25 protein-coding genes and 1 tRNA gene are annotated in these 25209 nt (G+C 42.2%); 19 read left to right on the top strand and 7 right to left on the bottom strand.

Translation table 11 applies throughout. The annotated features are described in order from the left end of the window. Positions 1–96 precede the first annotated feature (96 nt). From VIM89_RS13850 to VIM89_RS13840, 3 genes are read left to right on the top strand one after another with little or no spacing between them, the layout of a single operon-like run. Positions 97–618: a DinB family protein gene (locus VIM89_RS13850; protein WP_488156759.1), complete on the top strand. Its 522-nt coding sequence runs from the start codon at positions 97–99 to the stop codon at positions 616–618. A 57-nt stretch (positions 619–675) separates the two neighbouring features. Beyond that, the gene (locus VIM89_RS13845; protein WP_488156758.1) at positions 676–1104 is read left to right on the top strand and encodes a VOC family protein; all 429 of its coding nucleotides are present in this window, start codon (positions 676–678) and stop codon (positions 1102–1104) included. A gap of 21 nt (positions 1105–1125) precedes the next feature. Beyond that, positions 1126–1512, top strand: coding sequence for a DoxX family protein (locus VIM89_RS13840; RefSeq protein WP_488156757.1), 387 nt, complete (start codon positions 1126–1128; stop codon positions 1510–1512). 44 nt (positions 1513–1556) lie between these two features. On the opposite strand, the gene VIM89_RS13835 is transcribed toward VIM89_RS13840, so the two are convergent. Then, positions 1557–2273 carry a DUF2071 domain-containing protein gene (locus VIM89_RS13835; RefSeq protein ID WP_488156756.1) on the bottom strand — a complete coding sequence of 239 codons (717 nt, stop codon included), beginning with the start codon at positions 2271–2273 and terminating at the stop codon, positions 1557–1559. 89 nt (positions 2274–2362) lie between these two features. Here VIM89_RS13835 and VIM89_RS13830 point away from each other — a divergent pair, with 89 nt between their 5' ends. Beyond that, complete coding sequence (locus VIM89_RS13830) at positions 2363–2935, top strand: DUF1572 domain-containing protein (protein WP_488156755.1); 573 nt, start codon at positions 2363–2365, stop codon at positions 2933–2935. Positions 2936–2938: 3 nt separating this feature from the next. On the opposite strand, the gene VIM89_RS13825 is transcribed toward VIM89_RS13830, so the two are convergent. Continuing rightward, positions 2939–3574 carry a MarR family winged helix-turn-helix transcriptional regulator gene (locus VIM89_RS13825; protein ID WP_488156754.1) on the bottom strand — a complete coding sequence of 212 codons (636 nt, stop codon included), beginning with the start codon at positions 3572–3574 and terminating at the stop codon, positions 2939–2941. 120 nt (positions 3575–3694) lie between these two features. Here VIM89_RS13825 and VIM89_RS13820 point away from each other — a divergent pair, with 120 nt between their 5' ends. Together VIM89_RS13820 and VIM89_RS13815 are read left to right on the top strand one after the other, a co-directional pair. Further along, on the top strand, positions 3695–4177 hold the full coding sequence (locus VIM89_RS13820; RefSeq protein WP_488156753.1) for a hypothetical protein: 483 nt from the start codon (positions 3695–3697) through the stop codon (positions 4175–4177). Between the two features lie 21 nt (positions 4178–4198). Beyond that, a complete protein-coding gene (locus tag VIM89_RS13815; RefSeq protein ID WP_488156752.1) occupies positions 4199–4861 on the top strand; it encodes an NAD(P)-dependent oxidoreductase in 663 nt (220 codons plus the stop codon). Positions 4862–4874: 13 nt separating this feature from the next. Here the strand turns inward: VIM89_RS13815 and VIM89_RS13810 are convergent, their stop codons facing one another. Both VIM89_RS13810 and VIM89_RS13805 read right to left on the bottom strand, forming a co-directional pair. Next, positions 4875–6104, bottom strand: a complete 1230-nt coding sequence (locus VIM89_RS13810; protein ID WP_488156751.1) for a DEAD/DEAH box helicase — start codon at positions 6102–6104, stop codon at positions 4875–4877. 57 nt (positions 6105–6161) lie between these two features. Beyond that, complete coding sequence (locus tag VIM89_RS13805; protein ID WP_488156750.1) at positions 6162–7217, bottom strand: acyltransferase; 1056 nt, start codon at positions 7215–7217, stop codon at positions 6162–6164. A 215-nt stretch (positions 7218–7432) separates the two neighbouring features. On the opposite strand from VIM89_RS13805, the gene VIM89_RS13800 reads away from it, so the two are divergent. Beyond that, a complete protein-coding gene (locus tag VIM89_RS13800) occupies positions 7433–7927 on the top strand; it encodes a molybdopterin-dependent oxidoreductase (protein ID WP_488156749.1) in 495 nt (164 codons plus the stop codon). A gap of 58 nt (positions 7928–7985) precedes the next feature. On the opposite strand, the gene VIM89_RS13795 is transcribed toward VIM89_RS13800, so the two are convergent. Continuing rightward, complete coding sequence (locus VIM89_RS13795) at positions 7986–11957, bottom strand: Pls/PosA family non-ribosomal peptide synthetase (protein WP_488156748.1); 3972 nt, start codon at positions 11955–11957, stop codon at positions 7986–7988. Positions 11958–12115: 158 nt separating this feature from the next. Between VIM89_RS13795 and VIM89_RS13790 the strand changes: the two genes are divergently transcribed. Together VIM89_RS13790 and VIM89_RS13785 are read left to right on the top strand one after the other, a co-directional pair. Continuing rightward, the gene (locus VIM89_RS13790) at positions 12116–12748 is read left to right on the top strand and encodes a 4'-phosphopantetheinyl transferase family protein (protein WP_488156747.1); all 633 of its coding nucleotides are present in this window, start codon (positions 12116–12118) and stop codon (positions 12746–12748) included. A 25-nt stretch (positions 12749–12773) separates the two neighbouring features. Next, complete coding sequence (locus VIM89_RS13785; protein ID WP_488156746.1) at positions 12774–13310, top strand: hypothetical protein; 537 nt, start codon at positions 12774–12776, stop codon at positions 13308–13310. Between the two features lie 150 nt (positions 13311–13460). Here VIM89_RS13785 and tamL read toward each other — a convergent pair whose 3' ends face one another. Continuing rightward, positions 13461–15812, bottom strand: coding sequence for a translocation and assembly module lipoprotein TamL (gene tamL / locus VIM89_RS13780; RefSeq protein WP_488156745.1), 2352 nt, complete (start codon positions 15810–15812; stop codon positions 13461–13463). Here tamL and VIM89_RS13775 point away from each other — a divergent pair. The 5 genes from VIM89_RS13775 to VIM89_RS13755 all read left to right on the top strand — a co-directional run bounded on the left by VIM89_RS13775 (position 15803) and on the right by VIM89_RS13755 (position 17615). Next, the gene (locus VIM89_RS13775) at positions 15803–16549 is read left to right on the top strand and encodes a TrmH family RNA methyltransferase (RefSeq protein ID WP_488156744.1); all 747 of its coding nucleotides are present in this window, start codon (positions 15803–15805) and stop codon (positions 16547–16549) included. The genes tamL and VIM89_RS13775 overlap by 10 nt on opposite strands. A gap of 60 nt (positions 16550–16609) precedes the next feature. After that, on the top strand, positions 16610–16828 hold the full coding sequence (locus VIM89_RS13770) for a hypothetical protein (RefSeq protein ID WP_488156743.1): 219 nt from the start codon (positions 16610–16612) through the stop codon (positions 16826–16828). Beyond that, positions 16828–17127 (top strand): type II toxin-antitoxin system RelE/ParE family toxin, encoded by a 300-nt coding sequence (locus tag VIM89_RS13765; protein ID WP_488156742.1) that lies wholly within the window; start codon positions 16828–16830, stop codon positions 17125–17127. Before VIM89_RS13770 ends, VIM89_RS13765 begins: the two co-directional genes overlap by 1 nt. A 213-nt stretch (positions 17128–17340) precedes the next feature. Further along, positions 17341–17411, top strand: a tRNA-Cys gene (locus VIM89_RS13760). 30 nt (positions 17412–17441) lie between these two features. Next, on the top strand, positions 17442–17615 hold the full coding sequence (locus VIM89_RS13755) for a spore protein (protein ID WP_488156741.1): 174 nt from the start codon (positions 17442–17444) through the stop codon (positions 17613–17615). 57 nt (positions 17616–17672) lie between these two features. On the opposite strand, the gene VIM89_RS13750 is transcribed toward VIM89_RS13755, so the two are convergent. Further along, positions 17673–18719 carry a quinone-dependent dihydroorotate dehydrogenase gene (locus VIM89_RS13750; RefSeq protein ID WP_488156740.1) on the bottom strand — a complete coding sequence of 349 codons (1047 nt, stop codon included), beginning with the start codon at positions 18717–18719 and terminating at the stop codon, positions 17673–17675. Positions 18720–18871: 152 nt separating this feature from the next. Here VIM89_RS13750 and VIM89_RS13745 point away from each other — a divergent pair, with 152 nt between their 5' ends. From VIM89_RS13745 to VIM89_RS13725, 5 genes are all read left to right on the top strand, one after another. Further along, positions 18872–20791: an ABC-F family ATP-binding cassette domain-containing protein gene (locus VIM89_RS13745; RefSeq protein ID WP_488156783.1), complete on the top strand. Its 1920-nt coding sequence runs from the start codon at positions 18872–18874 to the stop codon at positions 20789–20791. A 156-nt stretch (positions 20792–20947) separates the two neighbouring features. Continuing rightward, positions 20948–22207, top strand: a complete 1260-nt coding sequence (locus VIM89_RS13740; protein ID WP_488156739.1) for a type IX secretion system plug protein — start codon at positions 20948–20950, stop codon at positions 22205–22207. A 22-nt stretch (positions 22208–22229) separates the two neighbouring features. After that, the gene (locus VIM89_RS13735) at positions 22230–22865 is read left to right on the top strand and encodes a hypothetical protein (protein WP_488156738.1); all 636 of its coding nucleotides are present in this window, start codon (positions 22230–22232) and stop codon (positions 22863–22865) included. Positions 22866–23138: 273 nt separating this feature from the next. Next, on the top strand, positions 23139–23663 hold the full coding sequence (locus VIM89_RS13730; protein ID WP_488156737.1) for an acyl-CoA thioesterase: 525 nt from the start codon (positions 23139–23141) through the stop codon (positions 23661–23663). Between the two features lie 56 nt (positions 23664–23719). Then, positions 23720–25207 carry a YfcC family protein gene (locus VIM89_RS13725; protein ID WP_488156736.1) on the top strand — a complete coding sequence of 496 codons (1488 nt, stop codon included), beginning with the start codon at positions 23720–23722 and terminating at the stop codon, positions 25205–25207. Positions 25208–25209 lie beyond the last annotated feature (2 nt).

Raw genomic sequence — 25209 nt, 5'->3', positions numbered from 1 at the left:
TGTCGTAAATAGCCCTTCAGATTGTCGTATTTACGCGTTTTACAACCGGTTTATTGACACTAATTTGCATCATTCAATCAGTGAAAACAAAAAATTATGAAAAACAATTTGCAAAACACAATCGCCGCGGCAAAAGATGAGTTTCTGAAAGCTCTTGATCTGTTTGACCAGGACAATATCAACACTGTTCCTTTTGAAGGCAGCTGGACCGGCGGCCAGGTTGCCGAACATATATTAAAATCAGTATCGGGTATATTGGAAACATTGAATAGTCCATCAAAACCAACCGAAAGAAATCCGGAAGAGTTTGTAAAACCATTAGGTGATGCTTTCCTGAATATGGATATCAAATTTCAATCACCTGATTTTATTATCCCTTCAGATTCTCCGAAAGATAAATCCTTCCTGCATTTATCACTGGCAAAAACTTTTGATGGCATTGAATATGCCGCAGGAAAAAATGATCTTACCGAAACATGCACAACATTTGAAATGCCGACAATAGGCTTGCTTACTAAAACAGAGTGGATACAGTTTGCGGGCTTTCATACAAGAAGGCACGCTCACCAGTTAAGGAATATAGCAGATCATTTAAAAAAAGCAGAAATCGAACTATAAATCTCTGAAACGACAGATATTTTATAATTTAACAAGAACCAATTAAAACGCAAAACAATGGCAGCAGTAAATCCTTATTTAAACTTTGCCGGTAATACCGAAGAAGCTTTCAATTTTTACAAATCAGTTTTTGGCACCGAGTTTTACCGGGTAGTACGTTTTAAAGACGCACCAAACGGCGACCAAATACCCGCTGAAGTGCAGGACAAGATCATGCACATCTCCTTACCTGTCGGCAACGGCGTTATCCTGATGGCGACTGATATGATCGAGTCAATGGGCCAGGTATTACAACCGGGGGATAATTTCAGCTTATCTCTCAGTCCGACCAGCGAAGAAGAAGCCCTCCATTTCTATAACGGTCTTTCTGCAGGCGGAAATATCGAGGCGCCGTTTAAGAAAGAATTCTGGGGCGGTTACTTCGGTATGTTTACCGATAAGTTCGGCCTTCGCTGGATGATCAATTATGAACCAAATCAAGGTTAATAACCATTAAAATCAAACGCAATGAATCCGAAAAGTATAAAAATCACCTACTGGGTGCTTAATATCCTGTTCTGCCTGTTTCATGTGATGGATGCAGGCGGTGGCCTGGCAAAAGCGCAGGCTGGTGTAGATGCAATGAATGCAATGGGCTATCCCATATACCTGATGGGCTTTTTAGCCGTACTTAAATTGCTGGGTGTAGTGGCCCTGCTGCAAAACAAATACAAAACCATTAAGGAATGGGCATTTGCAGGATTTTCATTTACACTGATCGGTGCGGCAGTTTCGCATATCTGCGTGCATGATACGCCACTATTTATTGTCATGCCTATTATATTCCTGGTGCTGCTTTTTGCGCTGTACTATTTCTGGCGGAAGATGGAACAAACAACACTTCAAACTGCATAACACATTATAACGATGGTTCAATATAATTGAACCATCGTTTTCATTTAACAACTATATTTATCAGGCGCTGATATCCAATCATGTTTTATATTGGTCATAAGCAAGGCATTATCAAACTGCACGGAACCCTTCGGAAATACCGCTTCGTCCTCAAAAAAACTTGACTTTACATTTTTAACCTCAAGCGGCTTTACCTTCCATTCATAGGTATTAAGGAGCAAGCCTTCATATTTATTTCCATGGGGTGAATACCCAAGCGATCCAGCTTTAAAAAATTCTGAGGCGGTGTCCAGATCTTTAAATATTGAATGATCGCTAAGATGATCTGTGAGTTTCGCATCAACGCTGATCGTTGTTCCATCGGAGCTTTCAAAAGCGATATGATAGTTGGTACCATCTTCCCTCACATCAAATTTTGCCTTGTAATGCCTGCCCGGAAATATCCGCCCTCCCGTTAAAGAATTAAATGCTGATGAGGTATCCCTTCGGGGTATATACACACCTTCTTTTAATGTTCCATTCTCCTCCCATTCTACTGCGATACGATGAGCTCCATTTTCTGAGTAGATCCCAACAAAAGCGGGTAACCCTTTCGGTCTTACTTCCTTTAGCCTGATAAGACAAATACCGGCTATGCCTTTGCCTCTGAACAATTTTGGTCTGAAGGGCTGTGGTAAAATTTGTTGTAAAACATCAGGCTGTACTGTAAAATTCACCAGCATCCGCCTGTCAATTACTCCTGTTATGGTGGGTATTCTCATTGCGTTACTAATGTAGCTGATAAGAATGATATTTTTAGTTCAGCAATATTATAACCACTTATCTTTGATAAAGAATTAAAATCTATGCAATGGAAAACGATTACCTGGAAAGCTCGATCAAGCAGTTTGAATATTACAGATTATTGGGTGAAAAATCTATAGCCCAATTGCCTGATGATAAACTGTTTTGGCAATATAACGAAGCTAGCAACAGCATAGCCATTATTGTACAGCACTTATGGGGTAATATGCTATCGCGATGGACGGATTTTTTAACGACTGACGGCGAAAAGGAATGGCGTAACCGCGATGCTGAATTTGAAGGCATCATAAACACTAAAGAAGAATTATTGAGCAAATGGAATGAGGGCTGGGATTGTCTTCTGAACGCACTAAAACCATTAACTGGCGAAGACCTCCAAAAGATTATCTATATCCGCAACCAGGGGCATACCGTGATGGAGGCAATTAACCGGCAATTGGCGCATTACCCTTATCATGTGGGACAAATAGTCTATATCTCCAAAATGGCGGCTGATGAGGATTGGAAAAGTTTGACTATCCCGAAAGGAGCCTCGCAATCATTCAACGCTGATAAGTTTTCAAAACCGAAATCAAAGCAGCACTTTACAGATGAGTTTTTGAAAGAAGGTAAAAAGTAAGGCTTATTTAGCCGGTATCATATTATCATAAACCTCGTCAAAAGGTTTATCCTTGTGCTGCTGCCAGAGTGTCGAGTATTTTACTTCGATGTTTTTCAAAAGCTGGATGCATAATTGTTTGTCATCTTCGCTAAGTTCTATGGTCATCATGCTGGCCACTTTTCTCATGCGTGCAGTACAAAGCTCTATTGCCTTCGCACCAGCTGCTGTTAATTCAATGCGTTTTGAGCGCTTATCGTCCTTGTCATCGTATTCCTTTATCAGCCCCCGTTTTATCAAACGGTTCAGCATATCTGTTCCGCTGGATAGCTCGAATAAGTTCGCATAGATTACTTCTGATTTTTTTGGGTTCCGTTCCTGTTGTATGGTGAGCAGTATGCCAAATTCTTCGACCTGTTTTATGCCTGTATTTGCAATCGCATTATTAGCATAGCTCATATTCAGCTTATGAATGCGGCCGATCATCTTTAATAGCAATCCTTCACTGGTTGGTGGTATAACGCCGCCTGTTAATGGTCCTGCATTTTTCTGCTGCTGATGTGTTGCCAGGTAATGCCTGCAAAAGTCATCAATATTGGCATCCGGATACGCCATCTCAAAATTTCCCCACTCGTTTACCAACTGAATTGTCTTGTTCATGTCAATTTTATTACGATTCCGCAGTAAATATAAATAAAACTACTCCGGGATTTGATTATTTATACGAAAACGTATTAAATTTGATTAAATAACAATGAAAACGAATTAAAGCCAATAATTATGACAACCGAAACTATTTACCATGCTGCCCTGGCAACACATATTACAGGGATAACCATGATGGCAGGAACGACCTTAATGGATTACGTGATCTTTAAACAAATATGGAAGCAATATTGGGCGGATAAAACCAAGGCCCTGGCAATCAGTGAAGCTTTAGTAAAACTTCAAATCATCTTTGGGACTGGATTTCTCCTGCTACTTATTTCGGGGATTACCATGATGTACCTCACTCATGGCGTTTTTGGCGAGCAGACCTGGTTCAGGATAAAATTTGTTTTGATCCTGCTGATCATGATCAACGGACTAGGTTTCGGACGAAGGCTGGGTGTACAATTGAGAAGACTATTGCCCGAAGAAATATCCGGTATAAACATGAATGATCGGATACTAAAGATCAGGGATAAACTCAATCTCTTTCATATCACGCAATTGGCAATATTCTTGACAATTTTTATACTGAGTGTTTTCAAATTCAATTAACAAACGAAAATATCTATCAAAATGGAAATAGAGCATTCAAAACCGGCATTAAATATAGTGGTCATAGGAGCAAATGGAGGCATTGGCAAACAGGTGGTAGAACTGGCCCTCGAGGCCGGGCATAACGTTACAGCTATATTGCGTAATCCGGCTAAACTGGCTATGACGCATACCAATCTTCAAATTGTAAAAGGAGATGTCATGTCGCCCGAAACTTTTGAAGATTATCTTGAAGGCAAAGACGCTATTATTTCAGCATTGGGAACTAATGCTGTCACAAAGACAACCATATTGTACTCCGAAGGGAATAAAAACTTATTGAAAGCAATGAAAAAGAAAGGTGTGCGGCGAGCCTTTTTTATCTCGGCTTCGGCATTAGAAATAAGTCCGGTGCTGCCTTTATTTGTCAGGCTGGTTGAAAAATACATTGTTCAAAAGATATTAAAGCACATGTATGCCGACCTGCGCATAATGGAAAAGCTTATTAAAGAAACAGATACAGACTGGACCATCATGCGCCCGCCACGACTAACCAATGGACCGGCTACCGGCAAGTATCGTTTTGCAATCAACAGTTTCTTAAAAAATTGCCTCAGTATTTCGCGGGCTGATCTTGCACATTTTATGCTTAATAATATAAGCAATGAAGCAACTTATAAAGCTACAATTGAGATTGCTTATTAAAGTCAGATAAGTTTCAGACCGTTTTATTTCCCGGTTTTTTCTTTTTATTTCCGAATTTCCTGCGGTTGTTGTTTCTCTTGCTGGATGTTTTGTGTTCCTTGAATATAGGTGCATCGCCCAACTCAGATGGCAATATATTCTCATCGATGCTTCGTCCGATAAGCCCTTCAATGGTCTTTAGCTTGCGATTGTCGCGCTCATTTACCAGGGTGATCGCAGTACCGGTAGTTTCTGCACGGGCCGTACGGCCTATGCGGTGAATGTAATCTTCAGGATCAGAAGGCACATCGTAATTGATCACCAGGTCGATTCCCTCTACGTCAATTCCCCGTGAAAGTGCGTCGGTGCCGATGATAACAGGCAGTTCACGGTTCTTGAAATCCAAAAGTATTTGCTCACGTTCGGCCTGCTCAAAATCGGAATGAAAAGCGCTTGATTTGACATGCGCTGCTTTTAATTCGCGGCTTAGTTTTTTAACCTCGTCTTTAGTATTTGCAAAAATAATGGTGCTGGTGTAGTTACCCTCTTTAAGTAATTTGACAACCAGTTTCGATTTCTGTTCATTAAACACTTTATATATCTGCTGACTAATCCCTTCAGCAGGTTGCGAGGTTGCCAGGTTGATCTGTTCAGGATGTTTTAATATCGAATTGGCCAGTTTGCGTATCGGTCCGGGCATAGTCGCCGAAAACAACAGGGTTTGTCGATGTGTAGGCAGATCGCGGATGATACGCATAATATCGCCCATAAAGCCCATATCCAGCATACGGTCGGCCTCATCCAGGATGAGGTATTTGATCTGATCTAGCTTTAATATGCCCGAAGTAAGATGCGCGATCAATCGACCCGGGGTAGCGATCAGGATATCTACTTTATTTTGTATCCCGCGGCGTTGCTGTTCATAAACTATACCGTCTCCCCCGCCATACACGGCAATAGAACTTAAGCCTGTAAAATAGGCCAGTCCCTCTACCTGCTGATCGATCTGCTGGGCCAGCTCACGGGTGGGCGCTAATATCAATGTGGTGGTTTTATGTCCTTCATCCGCCTCGGCAATTTTATGCAGAACGGGCAATAGGTAAGATGCTGTTTTACCGGTACCTGTTTGCGCGCAGGCAATCAGGTCTTTGCCTTCCAATATCACCGGGATAGCCATTTGCTGTATCGGTGTGGGCGTGGTGTATCCCATGCTCAGGATACCTTCGGTCAGGTGTTCGTTAAAATTAAAATCCTGGAAATTCAAATAATTAAAAATATCGCCAAAGATACAAAACCTGTTAAAAATCCGGTAGTTATTGCTTTAGCCGGCAATATATTTACCTATAACAGGTATTTTGCTGATAATAAATATCAGAAATGATGATAATATGAAGCAGCCCAGGGCAGTCAATGGTATGCTAAGAATAGGATTGAACAACTTATAATTAACCCCCTGCCCGTCTAATAGCGTGAGGAATAGGGCATGACATAGATAAATTCCCAGGCTTAATCCACCAACTATTGCCCGCAATTTAACCATCACTTCAGACAATTTAAATGTGCATACCCTTGCCAGTAAAAATACGCCAGATGAATACAATACAATAAAAGGGCCAAGCGGCTCGTACATTACCGTACTCAATCCTTTGGTATTTACAGAGAGAAAATAAGTTCCGATGGTAATACTTGCTATACAGAGCAAAACGTAGATAATCAAAGGTATTTTTATTCCTATTTCAGGCAGTTCTTTAAAAGCCAGGTAATGCCCAAGCACCAGGTAGCCAACATAACCGATAAAATAATGAACATCGATCAAGGGCACAAAGCGTGATAAATAAGGCTGACTAAATATCATCGCCACAAACCATACTATCAAAAAGTAACGGATCTCCTTTTCCGGGGCATTACGCACAAATTTGCTGATTATCGGGATAAGCAGGTATAAGCCCAGCAACATATATACATACCACAGATGATAGTAAGCGCCGTATTTAAGCTGGTGAAGCACGGTATGAAGATTAACCCAAATGCTATCTGAGTATTCTATTTCCTCATCGTACCAGGCATAAGCAATATAGATGAGGCTCCAGAGCAGGAAGGGCCATATGATGCGTGATAAGCGGCGTTTAAGGAAATCAGTTACCTCATATTCCCTGTGCAGCAATAGGGCCCCGGTGATCATCACAAAAACGGGCACACCAAAGCGGACCAATGCGTTGTAAAAGTCGCCGATCAGCCAATAGCTTGTACTTGCATGTTTGAAATCCATCAGCAAAGGCGAAGCAGTGTGCAATATCACCACTGCAAATAACGAGACAACTTTAAGGTTATCGATCCACTCAAAAGTTTGATGTCGGGCTGTGAGGTTTTCTGGCAAGGCTTATCCGGATATTTCGGCTAAAGTACTGATTTAAAATAAAAACCCGATTGCATTCTACTGCAACCGGGAAATATAATGATTAATGTGGGGACAAATTATTTTAGCCAAGTGGCACATAGTGTCACAACGACACAATGATAGGCATAATTTTTATTTCTCCAAATAATTTATCAGTTATAATTTGCCATATTTAATGCACAAAAACCATTACCATGAAAAAGCATTTATTAACCCTCGCCTTTATAAGCCTTTGCTTCATCGCCGGTTACACGGCCAAAGCGCAAACCGCATCTGTCAAAATTAGTGGCGAAGTGGCAACCCCGTTAACGATAAATGATGATGATCTGCATAAATACACTCAAACGACTGTCTCCCGGAAAGATCATGACGGAAAAGACCATACTTACACAGGCGTTATCCTGGCTGAAATCCTGAAAAAAGCGGGCGCTACTTTAGGGCCTGATCTGAAGGGCAAAAACCTGGCTAAATATATTTTGGTCACCGCAAGCGACAACTACCAGGTAGTATTTGCATTGGCAGAATTGGATAAAGCATTTACTGACCGCACCATCATCCTTGCTGACCAGGTAGATGATAAACCGCTACCTTCCGGGGAAGGACCGTTTCGTATTATTGTTCAGGATGAGAAAAAACCGGCGAGATGTATTCGTGAAGTAACAGAAATTAAAGTAGTTGCTGCTAAATAACCAATTGTGTAAAGATTTGACAACTTTTAAAAGTTGTCAAATCTTTATAGAGCAATAATTATAACGGTTTTACCGGGCTTCCGGTCCAGTCGGTAGCCGGGGCAAGGCGTTCACCTTTCATTACCAGGGATAGCGCTTCGATCTTGGTATCATCCCCTACTTCGCTGTCATATAGAATAATCGTTCCGGCGCCTATGCTGCTTCGTGCACCTATCTTCACTGGGCCAATTTTCATTACCCTGTCCTCAAACAGGTGCGTTTGCGGACCGCAGTCAGCATTCAGGGCAGCATCGTTGCAGATGGTCACCATATCAAACTCGGTAATATCGGTTGTGTTCATCCATACCCGTCTGCCAGTTTTTACACCCAGTAATCGCATCAGCAATGGCAGCCATGGAGTGCCTTGCATATATTCCAACAGGAAGGGAATTGATAATGCCTCATAGGTTGAAGTAATGGCTTCGCTTCGCCATACTTTCCACGTCCACATCGGTTTTTGCTGAGATTTGTATTTACCGATGAACAGCCATTTCAATATAACTGTCAGCAAAAAGGCAGGAATCCCCATAAAGAACAGGTAATAAAACGGGAAATAAAGAATGATCTTCCATAAGGGCTCATCTACCAATAGATCATGTCCGTAGGCAATAAACAGAATGGAAAAACAAATAATGGCACTTTCGGGAAGTATGATGCGGATAAACTCCACCAATCCACGTGTCAGCTTACGACGACGCTTAGGTCTGATGGTCAATTCTGGTGGAAATGGATTACTTTCCTGCCGGCGTGGTAAAGGTATAGCCGGAGAGCCAAACCAGTCGCGTGCTTTATTGTCCTCCATTTGCTGCTTATCCGGCGGGGTTGATAGTACACCGATCAGCATATTACCTTCCAAATGATAGCCTTGCGGGATCAATGCACTGTTGCCTACAAAGCTGAAGCTATCAATCGTCGTTTTGTCAAGGATCAATTGCTGGCCACGAACGTCTGCTTCACCTAATGTAACCGCGTCGGCCACAAAAGCGCCATCACCTATGTCCAGCAATGGATGCGTAACACTGCTTGCCGTGGATATTTCGGTATCCTTACCAACCTTTGCCCCCAATGCGCGGAAGAACCTCGAAACAAATACTGTTGCATAAATAGGGTGCAAAACAATCAGGCTTAATGACATCATCTGATCCGAAAACCACTTCTTCACATAAAACATGCTGTAAATCGGGTAATTTCCCGCTTTTACTTTGCGCTGTAATAGCCTGGTGATTAAAATGGTTTCAGCAGTGAATAGTATGATATATACTAAAGCCAGCCCCGGCGCACCGATCAGATAGGTAAAGTCATAGTCATCGGCGGCATTATCCAGTTTATTAATGGAGATGATCGTTGGCAATAAGGGCAACAGAATAATAAAAGGAAATATCAGTATAAATAAGCTGAAAATTATCTTGTACTTCCGGCGGGTAGCTTTTGAAACCAGCAATGGCTGCGGTAAATCGGCAATGCTTTTCTTATCTACCAACTGCGCCGGGCTTCCTTTCCAAACCTCTCCCGATACAATGGTTTTGCCGGCCTGCAAATGGCTCAGGTCCTGCAGCTCGCCCCAATCCTCAACTATGCTATCACCGTCGATCATTGCGCTGCTGCCGATATAGGCGTGGTCTCCAATCGTGATCCTGCGTAATTTCAGCAAACCATCTTCTACAAAGGCATTATTTAAACTAGTTTGGGAACTGAGACTGGCATCACTTCCGATAGTGATTAAATCCTCAGCGCCAAAGCTAAAATCACTGATCTGTGCATCGGCAGCTATCTTCATCCCGAGCATACGCAGGTATGAGGGATATAATGGCGTGCCATTAAGGAACTGTGCCGGCAATAACCGCTGCATAGTTTTCACAAACCACCAACGGAAATAGTATGTCCCCCAAAGCGGGTAGTCGCCCTCTTTCATTTTGCCGATCACCAGCCATTTGGTTGCCAAACAGATGATGGTAAAAATGGGTGGCATCAGCGAGAACAGTACCAACGAAGTAATGATAGAGTAAATGATCGTCCCCGTTTCCTGGTCGACATAATAATAGCCGAGGTATGGAATAAATATCTGGAACGCAAACAAGCCATAGATGACAAGCAATGAGATAGTTTGTGCAATCCAACAGGCAAGATGCCGCAGGAATGGCACTTTTTTGTATTCACGTGCTTTCGTTTGTTGTTCCTGGGGCTGCTGATCCCATACGGTGATTAATGTGCTAAGTGGACGATGAATGTATACATCCTTTAGCGAAGCATGCGGCAAACCTGCATCACGGCGTAACTGCGATACAAAGCCCGCTGCCAATAATGAATGCCCGCCCAAATCATCAAAAAAATCCATTGATGGCTCAATGGTCTTATTCGGGAACACCCTGCGCAGGATTGCCATTACTCTCTCGTGTGCAGGGGCGTTCAGGTCGAGGGTTTCCTGAGCAGGACTGTTCTGATCAATAGTAAATGACCCTGGCGTAGGTAATGCCTTCCTGTTGATCTTCCCGCTTGGCATGCGTGGCATTTCGGGCAGGGTAACTATTGTCCCCGGCACCATGTACGATGGCAGGGTTTTAGCCAGTTCCAGCCTGAAAAGATTTTCTTCGATACAAACATGGTCTTCCATCACCACATAACCGACAAGTTGATCCTGCCCTGTGCCATCTTTTCTTACCGCTACTGCAGCTGATAAAACACCGGTTATGCCATTCAATCTATTTTCTATCTCACCTAATTCAATCCGGTAACCTCGCAGTTTTATCTGGTCATCAAAACGCCCTTGCAGATCGACGCTGCCATCTTTATTAATTATCGCTGCGTCGCCGGTTCGGTATACCCTGTCTCCTGGTAGTATCGACAATGACGCGGGTTTCTGGACAAATTTCTCCTGTGTCAGTTGTGGCAGTTTCACATAACCCGATGATACCCCCGGACCAGTGATAACCAACTCCCCTGCTTCGCCATACGGCACCAGGTTCATTTTTTCATCCACTACAGCAAGGTTGTAATTTGGCAGCGGCTGACCGATCACGATCTGATCCCCCTGATTCAATTGGCCAATAGTTGCTGTTACCGTAGTTTCTGTAGGACCATAGCTATTATAAAATTTAATGCCATCACGCGCCCATTTGGCAAGGACTTGGGGTGTACAGGCTTCGCCGCCTGCGTTTACTAGTCTAAGTGATGGTATCGTGTCTTCCATTACTGCGAGCAGACTTGGAACCGCATGCAGGATAGTTATATTTTCTCTTTTTAAGGTGTCGCCTAATTCATCAATGGCTTTCGAGGTGGTATTATCAGCTACCCAAAGCGTAGCGCCGACAAAGTAGCTTATCCAGGTTTCTTCGCACCACATATCAAATGATACGGAGAATCCCTGGTACACTTTGTCATCAGCATTGATGTTGAATATGGATTGCTCGGCGCGCACCAAATGGCAGATCTGTTTGTGACTTATCGGGATACCTTTTGGCTTACCCGTACTGCCTGATGTATAAAGCACATAGGCACAATCGCCTGGCTGAGCCCCCTCTAAATCTCCCCCAGTAGGGGAGACTTTTAATAGAGCCCTCCCTTCCGGGGAGGGTTTGGGTGGGGCTGGCACCTGCAGCATCTTGCATTCAACATTAAGCTGCTGCATACTGAAGCAGGCTGAAGCGCCCACTTCTTCCATTATCACCTCTACCCTTTCGGCAGGTATCTCCCGGTCGACAGGCACATAAGTTGCTCCGGCTTTTACAATGCCTAAAATAGCTGCATGCAATTCAAAACCACGCTGCCACCATACACCTACATAATGCCCGCGGCCAATATTGTTTTTTTTCAGGTAAGCCGCTACTTCATCGCTCCAGCGGTCAAGTTCGGAGTAGGTTAATTTTTCATCGTGGAATATAAGGGCTGTTTTATCCGCATACCGCTGTGCCGACTCAGAAAACAAGGTCACAAGTGTTTCCTCCCTGATCAGATCCGGGCGATCAGCGCCAATTATTATACTTAAATTATTCATAAAACAAGCCTTCTTATTCGCTTTCAGGTGTATAAGACGGAAAGAACATCAGAAGGTTTATACAAGTCAATAATAGTTATAGTTTGGTCATTCAATCAAGCAATGTGTAAATCTTTTAGTACTTTTCAATCTGAATATTCTGCACCTTAGCGTCTGTGATGATAACTTGCTGTTACACTGAAATTAAGCACAAATGGAGCGACCAGGAGCTTGCCGGTAAACTGGCATTACTGCCCGAAAACCTGCGCCAGGAAGCCTTGCGAAAAAGGCAATGGATAGATAAGCAATTATCAATATGCGGCAAGCTGCTGCTCCTGGAGTTACTAACGGAATATAACAGCAAATCTTCCCTGGCCGACCTAAAATACAATGAATACCGTCGGCCATGTTTTGATTGCAGGCCTGATTTTAACATTGCTCATTCAGGCCATATTGTTATTTGTGCCATGACTGATGAGGGACAGATCGGTGTCGATATTGAACAAATAAAACAGCTTGATTTTGCTGATTTTACCGACTTCTTTACTGGAAACGAATGGCATTATATTAACGATCATGCTAATAAATTCGATGGTTTTTACAATTTCTGGACACGGAAGGAGGCTGTGTTAAAAGCCATTGGTTCGGGCTTTCACACGCCTCTGAATTCTGTTGATGTATCTGACGAAGAACTCGTTTATGATGATGTGACCTATCAAATTTCGCCATTGAATATCCATCCGGATTATAAGTGCCATATCGCTACTACCGTCTTCCCTCAAAATATCGAGCTCAGGGAAATGAACTTTTAACTATTTTAGTTGACAGAATCTCCATATGAAAAAACTTTTATTAGTTGCTTGTCTTATCATTTTATCGGCCGGTTTTGCATTTGCGGATACCATTGCCATAAAACACTTTGAAGTAAAGGAAAATCCTTTTGCAAAGGGTGAGATTGCAATCGTAGCAACAGATACAGCCCATAATGTTCTTGAAAATATTAATGGATGGTTCACTTTTTCAGTCAACGGATTTAGTGAACCGCTAAGGTTTGAAAAAGGGACTGCTTTTTACAGGCATAAGCTAGACAAATCAGCTTTTTTATATGTAAAGCATGTAAATGTTTCCGGCACGCATTCATTGTTGTACTACGTTTATAAAACTGATGATAAACTGATCCCCATTCATATCAGTTGGATAGTGTTGCTGATCATTCCGGTAATACTCGTCGTACTGAGCTACATGTTCAAGCGGTTCATCATCTTTGCCATCATTATCTTCTGCATATTCCTCTACTTTAACCATCATGCAGGGCTGGGAGTCCCGACATTCTTTGAAAGCATTTTTGATGGGTTGAAGGGGATGTTTAGGTAGTTGAGGTTGGAGTAGTTGTAATGGTTGTAGAAGTTGTATTGGTTGTAAATAGTTTTATTAACTAGGAATAATCAACAACAATTTAACCATTTAACAATTCAACAATTTAACCATTCACTAATTCACTAACTCACTCATTCACTAATTGAATTAAAAAGGCAGTCCTATACCGAAGTTGAGCTGCATGAAGTTGAAGCTATCGTAGTTGGATGCTTTATAAGCGGCCTTAAATGGACCGGTATGAAATAGTTCGTTGAAGTGATTGATGAGTACCCACTGATCAGCACCGGTAAATTCCGGGTCTTTGAATTTTAATGCGGCATCAAAACGGAAGATGAAAAAACCCAGGTCAAAACGCAAACCTGTGCCAATACCTATTGCTGTAGACTGCCACAGGTCGTCCAATCTGAATTCGCCATTAGGGTTTTCAATTTGTTTGTGCAGACGCCATACGTTACCCGCATCAACAAATACAGCACCTTTTAATTTCGAGCCGAAAAAATCATCGGCAAGCTTATACCGGTACTCCAGGTTAGTTACAAATTTTATTTCCCCAAATTGATCCAGGTATTTTAAACGCTTTAAAGTGGTTGTATCTCCGGCATACGCCAAGCCCCTATTAAACTGACCAGGACCTAACGTACGTGGTAACCAGGCACGGATATCGTTGGCTCCTCCAGTATAAAAGTTTTTTTCAAACACCAGTTGCGAGCTGTTGCCATAAGGTATACCAATACCAGGGTTAATACGCCAAACTAATTGCTTTTCGCCCCCAAAACTTTTGTAAAACCGCAAGTCGATCTCACCCTTTGCATACTGGGCAAAAGTGTAACCAAAAAAGGTACGCTGCCCGGCTGTATCCTTTGGCGTATTAAATAATTTGCTTAATGCCCATAACGAGTTTCCGCCCACATCAAGCGTTCCCCTGAAATAAAGGAAATCCTTATAAGTATTCAGCTTATTGGCATTCAATTGATAAGTATACTGGCTGCCCGATGAAAAAATGGTACGCCCGATCAGGTAAACGTAAGAGTAATAGTCTCTATCTAATAATTGTCGTTTAGCTGCGGTGTCAATCTTTCCTTTTGAAAACTCAATGTCTATCGGTGTAAGGGTGTGAACTTTATCGGGAGTCTCTGTAAAATCATAAGTAATTGAGTTTGCAAAGCTTGTCCGCTCAACCAATCCTTTTTGGAAGAACAAAGAATAGTTACTTGAGAATGAAGTATGAGGAACACCATATTTACCTAAAATGGGCAAATTAAACGGGGTCAGAAGTTGCGGATAGGTGACTGTTCCACCTAATTTAAATTCCTGGTTTTCAACGCTCCCGCCTGTGGTTGAACCATTATCAAACAAAACACTATAGTTAAATTTGATCTGAAGAATGGCTGCTGTTTTAAATATATTCCGGTCGGTAAAAGTATTGCCCGCACTAAATCCATAGCGCCCGGAATTAAAAAGGAACTCACCCTCTACGCGGTTCGACATTTGCTTTAAAGGCACCAGATCGATCTTGGTATTCAGGCGGTTAGTGCTATCCGGCAGCTTCTCATAAGTAGGGTTAGGCACATTGCGGAATAAATTCAGCTCAGAAAGCCTGGAAGTGGTTAACGATTGTTTATCGATATTATATAGGTCCCCTTTTTTCTGAAAGCTGTATATCTCGATGATATGCGGCCTGAATTTTTTTGAGAAATCAACAAACCTGAATTGAGAATCAACCCGCATGGTATCCACCTTCCCCGGTGTGCGCCCAGTGCTGGTTGAGACGGTGATCAGGGTGTTGTTGATCCTATAAATCGGATGCGCTGATTTTCCCGGCGGATTATCGATGATCATCTGCACATCGGCGATGCTTTTATTAAACGTAGTGTCGGAGTTGAAGCTGATGTATTGCCTGAAAAAATCAAAATAACCATTCCGTTTCATCAACAGGTACATCTCATCGCGTTCAGCGGCCAAACTGTCCGTATCGAACCTGTCGCCCGGATGGATATGAGTTAACCTGAAAGCATTGGCTCCATATAATGCCTTCATTTTTTTGTCGGCAATACTGTCTGAGACTTTTCGTATTTTGAACAAGGGGCCTTCAGTGGCTGTAAATATCAGCTCTGCTTTCTTCTTTTTTATGACGATACTATCGGCAACTTTAGCTTTGAGATAGCCTTTGTTTTGCAGAAACTTTTGTATCTGCGTTCTTGAAAATTCTACCAACCCGCTATCAACCAGGTTAGGAGCTTCACCAATATCCCGCTTACCGTTTTTGCTGAACCAGTAGTATAATTTAAGATTAAGCGCATTATTGGGCTGCTGCTCTTTATCCACATAATTTACTGCAGCTTCTGAGAATTGTTTGTCGACGCCTTTTATAGTGATCTTCCTGATGAGGGCCTCATTATCCTTTAGCCGGTGTGTCAAACCACAGGACGACACGATAAAGAGGAACAAAATACTTAATATTGTAAGGCGATACCCTTCAGGTTTATAATATGCTTTCAAAATCTCAGATCAATTTATTAAAGTCATTACAACAAAAAAAGTTTCGCCGCGAACATGGTTTATTTATTGTAGAAGGCCATAAATCTATCATCGAATTCATCAATTCAGCATACCCGGTAGAGGCCGTTTACTATACGCCTTCGTTCGATTCAAAAGTGCTGAAATTATCCCAAAAAATAAACTTCTGTGAAATTTCTGTTACAGAGCTGGAGAAGGTAAGCAGTTTAAAAACACCACAGGATGCATTGGCATTAATAAAGATTCCACAATGGCCCATTTTGCAGCATGAACAGCTAAAAGGAAAGTTTTCATTGGTGCTGGACGGCGTACAAGATCCTGGGAATATGGGCACTATTGTCCGCATTGCAGACTGGTTTGGTATCGACAATATTATTTGTTCGGAAGATACGGTTGACGCTTATAATCCAAAGGTTGTGCAGGCTTGCATGGGTTCGTTAGCAAGAGTAAAAGTTCATTACATCTCGTTAACTGACTTTCTGCCTAAAATAAAGCTGCCAGTATTTGGAGCTTTACTTGATGGAGTAAATATTTATCAAACTGATTTTGGCAAAGAAGGACTGATTGTAATGGGGAATGAGGGTAATGGTTTACGACCAGAGGTGCAAAAAATGGTAAATGAAGCCATTACTATTCCGCGCATTGGCAAAGCTGAATCATTAAATGTTGCTATCGCGACCGCGTTGTTTTGTTCGGAGATAACAAGAAAATCATGTTGATTTATTAAAAAAACTTGAAAAAGAATATCTTTGTAAAAAGGTCAGTATATGGCGAAAGCATTGGAACGAGAGTTACTGCAATATATTCTCCAGCTTGACGAAGCTGAGAAGAAATCCGTATTGCAAATGCTGAAGACCTTTCTTAAGGGCCGCGAAAAGAATATCCCCCGAATCAGCATTGAGCAATATAATAAAGAAATCGACGAAGCGATAGCCAGAGTCGAAGCTGGCGAGTACTATACCCATGAGGACGTGGAGCGGATGGCAAAAGATTGGTAATGATCAAAAGAAAGATTACCTGGGATAAGCAAGCCCTAAACTATTTCCGTGAATCGATCCGTTATATCCGCCAGGATTCTCCCCAAAACGCAGACAAAGTAAAAAAGGAAGTTCTTGAAAAGATCGCTGAACTTTCAATGCGTCCTGAAATTCATAACCCTGACAAATACAAGATCAACAATAAAGGCAATTACAGGGCCTTTGAATTGCACCGTTTCAGGATTGGGTATCTGGTAAAAGAGGATGAGATTATAATTGCCCGGATAAGAAATACCAACCAGGAGCCTTTTGATTACTGACTAGGCTGCTTGCCAAGTCGCAGATTAACATTTTGCCCCTACAGGGCAAAAAACCTTTTATATTTTTTTTCTACCAACATTGGGCTCCGATGGAGCCACTAATTAAATATATCCCCTCCTTTCAAAACATAAAATGCCTTTATCCGTAATAAATTCTGACAAATAAACTTGGCGGGCAACAAATAATTACTATTTTTGCACTCCTTAAAAAATGGTCGGATGGCCGAGTGGCTAGGCAGAGGTCTGCAAAACCTTTTACAGCGGTTCGAATCCGCTTCCGACCTCGAGGTTTAAAAAATTAAAAATAGAACACCATGGGCGTTACTCGTTTAAAAAGAAAAGACAGAAGAAATAAAACTTTTTCTCGCTTAGAAGTACAAGGTTTGAAACTGGCTACCAACATTGAATTAGGCAGCCGTTCTGCTGAGCCAAAAAACAGCCAGCTTGACAAAAACAACGCTGCTTTAGCTAAAGCAGCTGGAAAATAGGCCCCCTCTAAATCTCCCCCAGCAGGGAGACTTAATATAGGAAAAATACAAATCCTGTTAGTTTTTGGCTGACAGGATTTTTTTATTGATCCGCTTGATCAATCCGGGGCCTTCATAAATAAAGCCAGTATACAACTGGATCAGCGATGCACCTGCCTTTAGTTTTTCCATCGCATCTTCGGGTGAATGAATTCCCCCTACACCTATTATCGGGAAAGCGCCATTTGATTTTTTATAAAGATAGCGTATCACTTCAGTTGATCGCTCAGTCAAAGGCTTTCCGCTTAATCCACCTGTTTCTCCGCTCAGTTTCTCTGATTTTAATCCTTCGCGTACGATAGTAGTGTTTGTGGCAATGATGCCTGCTATTTTAGTCTCTTTTACGATCTCGACGATATCATCCAGTTGTTCATTGCTCAAATCCGGGGCAATTTTTAATAATATTGGTCTGTTGATGCCATTTTTTGAGTTTCGTTGCTGCAGTGTATTTAAAATATGCATCAAAGGTTCTTTCTCCTGCAAAGCTCGTAAGCCAGGCGTATTAGGTGAGCTTACATTCACTACAAAATAATCCACCACATCAAACAGACGGTCAAAGCATTTGATATAATCGTTTACTGCCTCTTCATTCGGCGTTACTTTATTCTTGCCAATATTACCACCAATGATCAATCCTTTTTGCGATTTCTTTGCATCGCGGCGATATGCCGCAATCCTTTCAGCAGCTACGTCAACACCCTGGTTATTAAAACCCATGCGGTTGATTAGCGCTTTATCAAGCGTCAGTCGGAACATCCTTGGTTTTAAATTGCCCGGCTGTGGTAACGGCGTAACTGTTCCAACTTCAACAAATCCGAAGCCCAGGTTACCCATTTCGTAGATCATCTCTGCGTTCTTATCAAAACCGGCCGCTAATCCAATAGGATTATTAAACTTTAAACCAAAAACTTCTTTCTCCAGCCGTTTATCTTCCAGATCCCAAAGCATCCTGCTGAAAGCAGTGCCGCCCGGGAAACGATTAAAACGTTTCAGGTTGCGGGTAACGAAGTAGTGTACTTTTTCAGGATCGAACTGGAATAGTAGAGGCTTAATCAACTGATACATGCCGCGAAGTTAGGTTTTTTGGTTGAATTGGTTGTAGATGTTGTATTGGTTGAAGTAGTTGTGGTGGTTGCAAACGTCGTTATTCAATGTTACATACCATTTACCTTTCTACCCTTCGCCTTTCACCTCAAAAACGGTATCTTTGCGCGCAAATGATTGCTATTAATAACCTTACGTTCGAGATTGGTGCGCGGGCCCTGTATGATGAAGCCAACTGGCACATAAAACCTGGTGAAAAAATTGGTCTTATCGGCGCCAACGGTACCGGTAAAACTACTCTTCTTAAGCTGATCGTCGGTGATTATACCCCTACTTCGGGTACTATTTCCATGGCGAAAGATTTGACTATGGGTTACCTGAACCAGGACCTGCTCAGCTATTCGTCCGACAAAAATATATTGCATGTGGCTATGGAAGCTTTTGAGCGCCAGAACCAATTGCATGACGAGATAGAAGTGCTGCTTAAAAAACTGGAAACAGATTACAGCGAGGACCTGCTGCACAAACTGAGCGACAAACAGCATGAGTTTGAACTGCTCGACGGTTACAATATTGAATATAAAGCGCATGAAATTTTAGCCGGTTTGGGTTTTAGCGAACCGGATACGCACCGTAAACTAAGTGAATTTTCTGGTGGATGGCGTATGCGTGTAATGCTGGCCAAGATCCTATTGCAGGCACCTGATATACTTTTACTTGACGAGCCTACCAACCACTTAGACTTACCTTCTATCCAATGGCTGGAAGAATACCTGAAAGCTTTTGAGGGTGCAATCATTATCGTTTCGCACGATAGATGGTTCCTCGATCGTGTGATCAACCGTACCGTTGAATCGCGCAAAGGCAAGCTGACCGTTTATGCAGGGAATTATACTTTCTATTTAGAAGAGAAATCCCAGCGCGAAGAAATTCAGCGTGGTGAGTTTAAGAACCAGCAGGCAAAAATCAGGCAGGAAGAACGCCTGATCGAGCGCTTCAGGGCTAAGGCATCAAAAGCCAAGATGGCTCAGTCGCGCATAAAGGCATTGGATAGATTGGAACGCGTTGATGACGTAGATGATGATAACCCGGAGGTAAGCTTCTCCTTCCGTTTCTCGAGACAGTCAGGCAGGCACGTAGTAACTTTGGAACATGTTGCCAAGAGCTTCCCAACTATTGAGATATTGGATGATGCCGAGGCACTGATCGAAAAAGGTGATAAAATCGCCCTCATCGGTGCCAACGGTAAAGGTAAATCCACCTTGTTGCGCATTATTGCAGGGGCTGATAAAGATTTTACCGGCTCGGTACAACAAGGGCACAACGTAACACAAACCTTCTTTGCACAGCACCAGTTAGAGGCTTTGCATTTGGAGAATACGATTTTAGGTGAGTTGCAATCATTCGCGCCAAAGCATAATGAAACAGAACTGCGCACTATTTTAGGTTCGTTCCTGTTTACTGGTGACGATGTATTTAAGAAGATCAAGGTATTATCTGGTGGTGAGAAATCGCGTGTGGCACTGGCTAAAGCGTTAACTGCAGATGCCAACTTCCTTATCCTCGATGAGCCTACGAACCACCTGGATATGCAGTCGGTAAACATCCTGATACAAGCCTTGCAGCAGTATGAGGGAACCATCATCGTTGTATCGCACGACCGTTATTTCCTCGACAATGTAGCCAATAAGATATGGTTTATAGAAGATCATAAAATTGTTACCTATCCGGGCACTTACCAGGAGTACGATCATTGGTATGCTAAACGTAAATTGCAGCCAAAAGCCGAGCAAGCTCCAAAGCCTGAGAAAAAGGAAGAGAAGAAAGAGCCTGTTGCTACCAAAAAGCCAGATGACGAAAAAGCCAAACAGTTAAAGAAACTGAACCAGGAATTGGCGACGATGGAGCAGCAGATAGAAGGCCTGGAAAAAGAAGTTAAAGGATTAGAAGATCAACTGGCTGACGATAAACTGTATACTGATGCAGCAAAAGCGCAGGAAGTAACTGACACTTATCAGCTTAAAAAACTGGAACTGAAAGAAATTCAGGCGAAGTGGGAGAATTTGGCAGAGCATATTCTGGAGATCAGTTAACCAGTGACCGGTTAATCGGTGATTAGTGATTAGATTTAAATTCGTAATATATGTGTCACACTGAGGCACTCGAAATGTGAGCGTAAAGGCCTTTGCCCACCATGCTTCGAGTGCCTCAGCATGACACCTATACACAGTAATAATCCGTATCACATCATGAAATGGCTAATCATTTTTGGGGTTGTTTTTTCTTTTGCACTCCGCGCTTTCGCTCAGTCCCCTTATACTAACCAGGTCTTAAGGCCAGAGATTAAAACTGTTGAGTTTTTTAATACCAAGAAGAATCCATCATTCCCCATTATCAAGTTTAATTCGGAAGAACAGCTACAATTAGATTTCGACGATCTGCACGGGGGTACACGGGATTTGTATTACACCATTGAGCATTGTGATGAGAACTGGAACCCTTCCATTCTTTCTCCGATGGAGTACTTGCAAAATTTCACCGAAGATAAAATCCTCAATTACAGCTATTCCACTGCTACACTTCAGAAATTCACGCATTATGAAATAAAGTTGCCTAACGAAAACATCAAACCAAAAATATCCGGCAATTACGTCCTGAAGGTTTACGAAAATGGTGATAAGTCAAAACTGCTGATCATCCAGCGCTTTTATGTGGTTGATGCTAAGGTATCTACCCTGGCCGAGATGGTTCCGTCCACAGATAATAATTTGCGGCAAACTAACCAGAAGATCAACCTGCAGATCAATTACGGGGCATTGCGGGTACAGAATCCTAATTATGATATCAAGGCTTTCATCATGCAAAATGCTCGTCCTGAGACAATGCAGATGACCACGCAACCTGCTAACATAAGAGGGAATACATTAATCTATAACGATGTAAGCACTTTTGATTTCCCGGGATTAAACGAATTCAGGCATTTTGATACGCGTAGTCTGAAGCTGAATTCTGACCGCGTACAGCATATCTATCGTGATACTGCCAATACCGTTATTCTACTGACTGATCCGACGTTAGATCAACCCAATTACACCTTGTTTTATGATAATGACGGCAACTTCTATATTCTCAACCAGGATGGAAGTGACCCGCGTGTTGATGCGGATTATGCGCATATGTATTTCACTCTCGCAAGCACTAAGTCGGCCGGTGATGGCTCTGCTTATATTGTTGGCCAGTTTAATAATTACCGGATGGATGAAAGCAGCAAGCTGGACTTTGATGCTGCCAAGAGCCGCTATTACATTCAGCTATTATTAAAACAGGGCGTATACGATTATGAATATGTGTGGGTGCCTAAAAATACTCAAAAGCCCGATGATGCATTCTTTGAAGGTTCTCATTATGAAACTGAGAACGAATATCAAATTCTGGTTTATTATCATCCTGCTGGTGCACGGTGGACAGAATTGGTGGGGTATCGTCCTGTGAAGGCGGCGAAGAATTAAGGTTGATTTCTTAAATTACGTTATGAAAATAGTTCGTAATGTACAAGATCTTGAGGCGAGGTTTCGAGACCAAGTTGCACTTTTACAGTTAGCTTGTGAAAATTTTGACGAAGGAAAGGAAATCGCAGCACTTAACATTGCAACTAGTATTCGGGTATTGGTACATGACACTCCATCATCAACATCTGCCCTAACCCATAAGAAAAGCAAGCATATAGATTTTCTGGATAGCAGCTTACCGAAAACCAACCCAAATATCACCTTTACAGGACTCACCTATTACTATATGAGCAATGTACATGATGGCATTGGCGGAATAGCTATTTATAGACCAGAATTTACATCCTCGCGTCCTAATATTGAGCGATGGATTAATTTTGATCAATGGTGGTCACAGATAGTATTTCAAAATAAAGATGGATCATCGCTTTCCAGATCAACACTCGTCTTGAAAGCGGCTAATCAAGAAGGTGGTGCACACATAGACAACAGTATCGATAGCCAATATGATCAATTTAGACATCATTATTCGGGTGGAGTTATTATAAAAGGCACTAAAAGTGGTGTAACAAGAACATTTGATAATATTCCTGTACTTCCTGCCTTACGGCAAATTGGCTTCGAGATACTTGAATCTTTAAAAAAAGCTAAATTATAAAAGCTCCTAAGGAGTCGCTTGTAAAAGGAGGCACCTACGGAGCCATAAAAACATTAAATTTTTTCTATAAACAGGAAGCTCCTATGGAGCTATTAGTAGCAAAACCGGCCGACTCCATAGGAGTCACCTGTTTATAGTATATGTCAATAATTGTATGCTGGCTCCAGCGGAGCCTCCTTCTGCCGTTATAAGTTTAAAAACAATTCCGTGAAGTCATGTTGACCATTCAACCACCATACTTCACAAAACACTATCTTTGCAAAAATTTCGACTATGGACGCAAAGACCCCTAAGGACTCGCACACGATAATGAATGAACTGGTATTGCCCAACGATACCAATACTTTGAATAACCTGATGGGGGGACGCCTGCTACACTGGATGGATATTGCTGCAGCTATTTCGGCACAAAAGCATTGCAATCGTATTGTAGTAACTGCGTCAGTTGATAATGTTTCCTTTAAGCATTCTATCAAATTAGGGGATGTAGTAACGCTGGAAGCAAAGGTTACCCGAGCATTTAATACTTCTGTAGAAGTTCGGCTGGATGTATGGGCGCAAAATATACCTTCGGGAACTAAGGTAAAAAGTAACGAGGCTTATTATACTTTCGTGGCTGTCGACCAAAGCGGACGAACCATCCCTGTTCCTGCGCTTGAACCACAAACTGAGGAAGATAAAATATTATTTGATGGGGCATTGCGTCGTCGCCAGTTAAGGTTGATCCTTGGAGGAAAGATGAAACCGGATGATGCTACTGAGTTGAAGGCTCTATTTTTTGCCGAGCAAAAGGATTAATCAACTAAAAGCCATAGATTTAGAAACTAGAAACCACATATCACAATTTCTTTAGTATGGCTTCCAAAAGCAAAATTCCTACGCCTATAACGGTCATTGTTATTGTAATTATTGTTGCGGCTATTGCTACCTGGCTATTGCCTGCCGGAGAATATTATAAGCTAAGTTATAACGACAATACCTTTACTATCTCAAACGGTAAGACTGTCCCCTGCACACAACATACGCTGGATAGCCTGCATATCCGCATCAAACTCGAGAAATTCAAAAACGGCGACATCCGCAAACCGGTGGCTATTCCCGGCACCTATCATCAACTTAAAAAGAACAGGCAAGGACCATTAAATGTATCACAAGCGCCTATAAAGGGCATTTATGATACAGTCGATATTATCTTTTTCATCCTGATCATCGGCGGTTTTATTACAATCTTTAACCAGACGGGCGCCATGGAAAAAGGCATGGCTTATCTCTCACACCTGATGAAAGGCAAGGAAGCCTGGCTGATTGTCATTGTTACGTTCTTCTTCACCTTTTGCGGTTCGACCGAGGGCATGGCCGAAGAAGGGTTGGTTTTCTATCCTATCCTTGTTCCTTTATTTCTTGCTGCGGGCTACGATCTGCTGGTACCTGTGGCTGTAATTTTCGCAGGCTGTAACATTGGCAACCTCACCTCGTTCAGCAACCCTTTTTCGACTATTATTGCATCCAATGCTGCCGGCATCAATTGGGCCGATGGCTTCTATGAAAGAATACTGGCCTTCCTGGTAACATCTGGCCTTTTGATCTGGTACATCGTCCGCTATGCACAAAAAGTAAAAAAAGATCCTACCAAATCGCTGGTATACCGGATTGACGGCAATGTTCAATCACCTTTCCCGGTCATCAGTAAAACCGATGAAGAAAAGCCAAAATTAGGCCGGAAGAATGCCTTTTTGCTGATCCTGTTCTTTGCGACGATCTTTACTATGATCGGTGGCGTATTGTTCGACGATTGGTGGCTGCTAGAAATGACTACGGTTTTCCTGGTCTCATCCGTATTGATAGCATTTATAATCCGTATGCCGGAGAAGGTTTTTATTGAAAGTTTTGTTAAAGGAGTACAATCGCTGATATCGGTAGCGCTGCTCGTGGGCGTGGCACGCGGGGTAACTATTATATTAAATGATGGGCATATCACGGATACCATCCTGTTTTATGCGGCCAATACAATTGGCACATTACCGTCGGTAATATTTATTATTGCACTACTTGCTCTATACATTTTCCTGACATTATTTATCTCTTCCTCGTCAGGCATGGCTGTATTGACAATGCCGGTTTTTGGTGCACTCTCAGTAATTGTTGGAGTGCCGGGAAAAGAGATCGTTAATGCCTACAACTTTGGCATGGGAATTATGTATTTCTTAGCGCCTACGGGTTTGATCCTGCCCTCGCTGATGATGGTTAACGTAAGTATCAAAGCATGGCTTCGGTTTGTTTATCCGCTGATGGTTATGCTTACGATAGTTTGTTTGGCTTTTCTGATTATTGGTGTATTATAACG

The organism is Mucilaginibacter sp., from assembly GCF_036568825.1.
Taxonomy (GTDB): Bacteria; Bacteroidota; Bacteroidia; order Sphingobacteriales; family Sphingobacteriaceae; genus Mucilaginibacter.
This window is presented reverse-complemented; position numbering and strand designations above follow the sequence as displayed.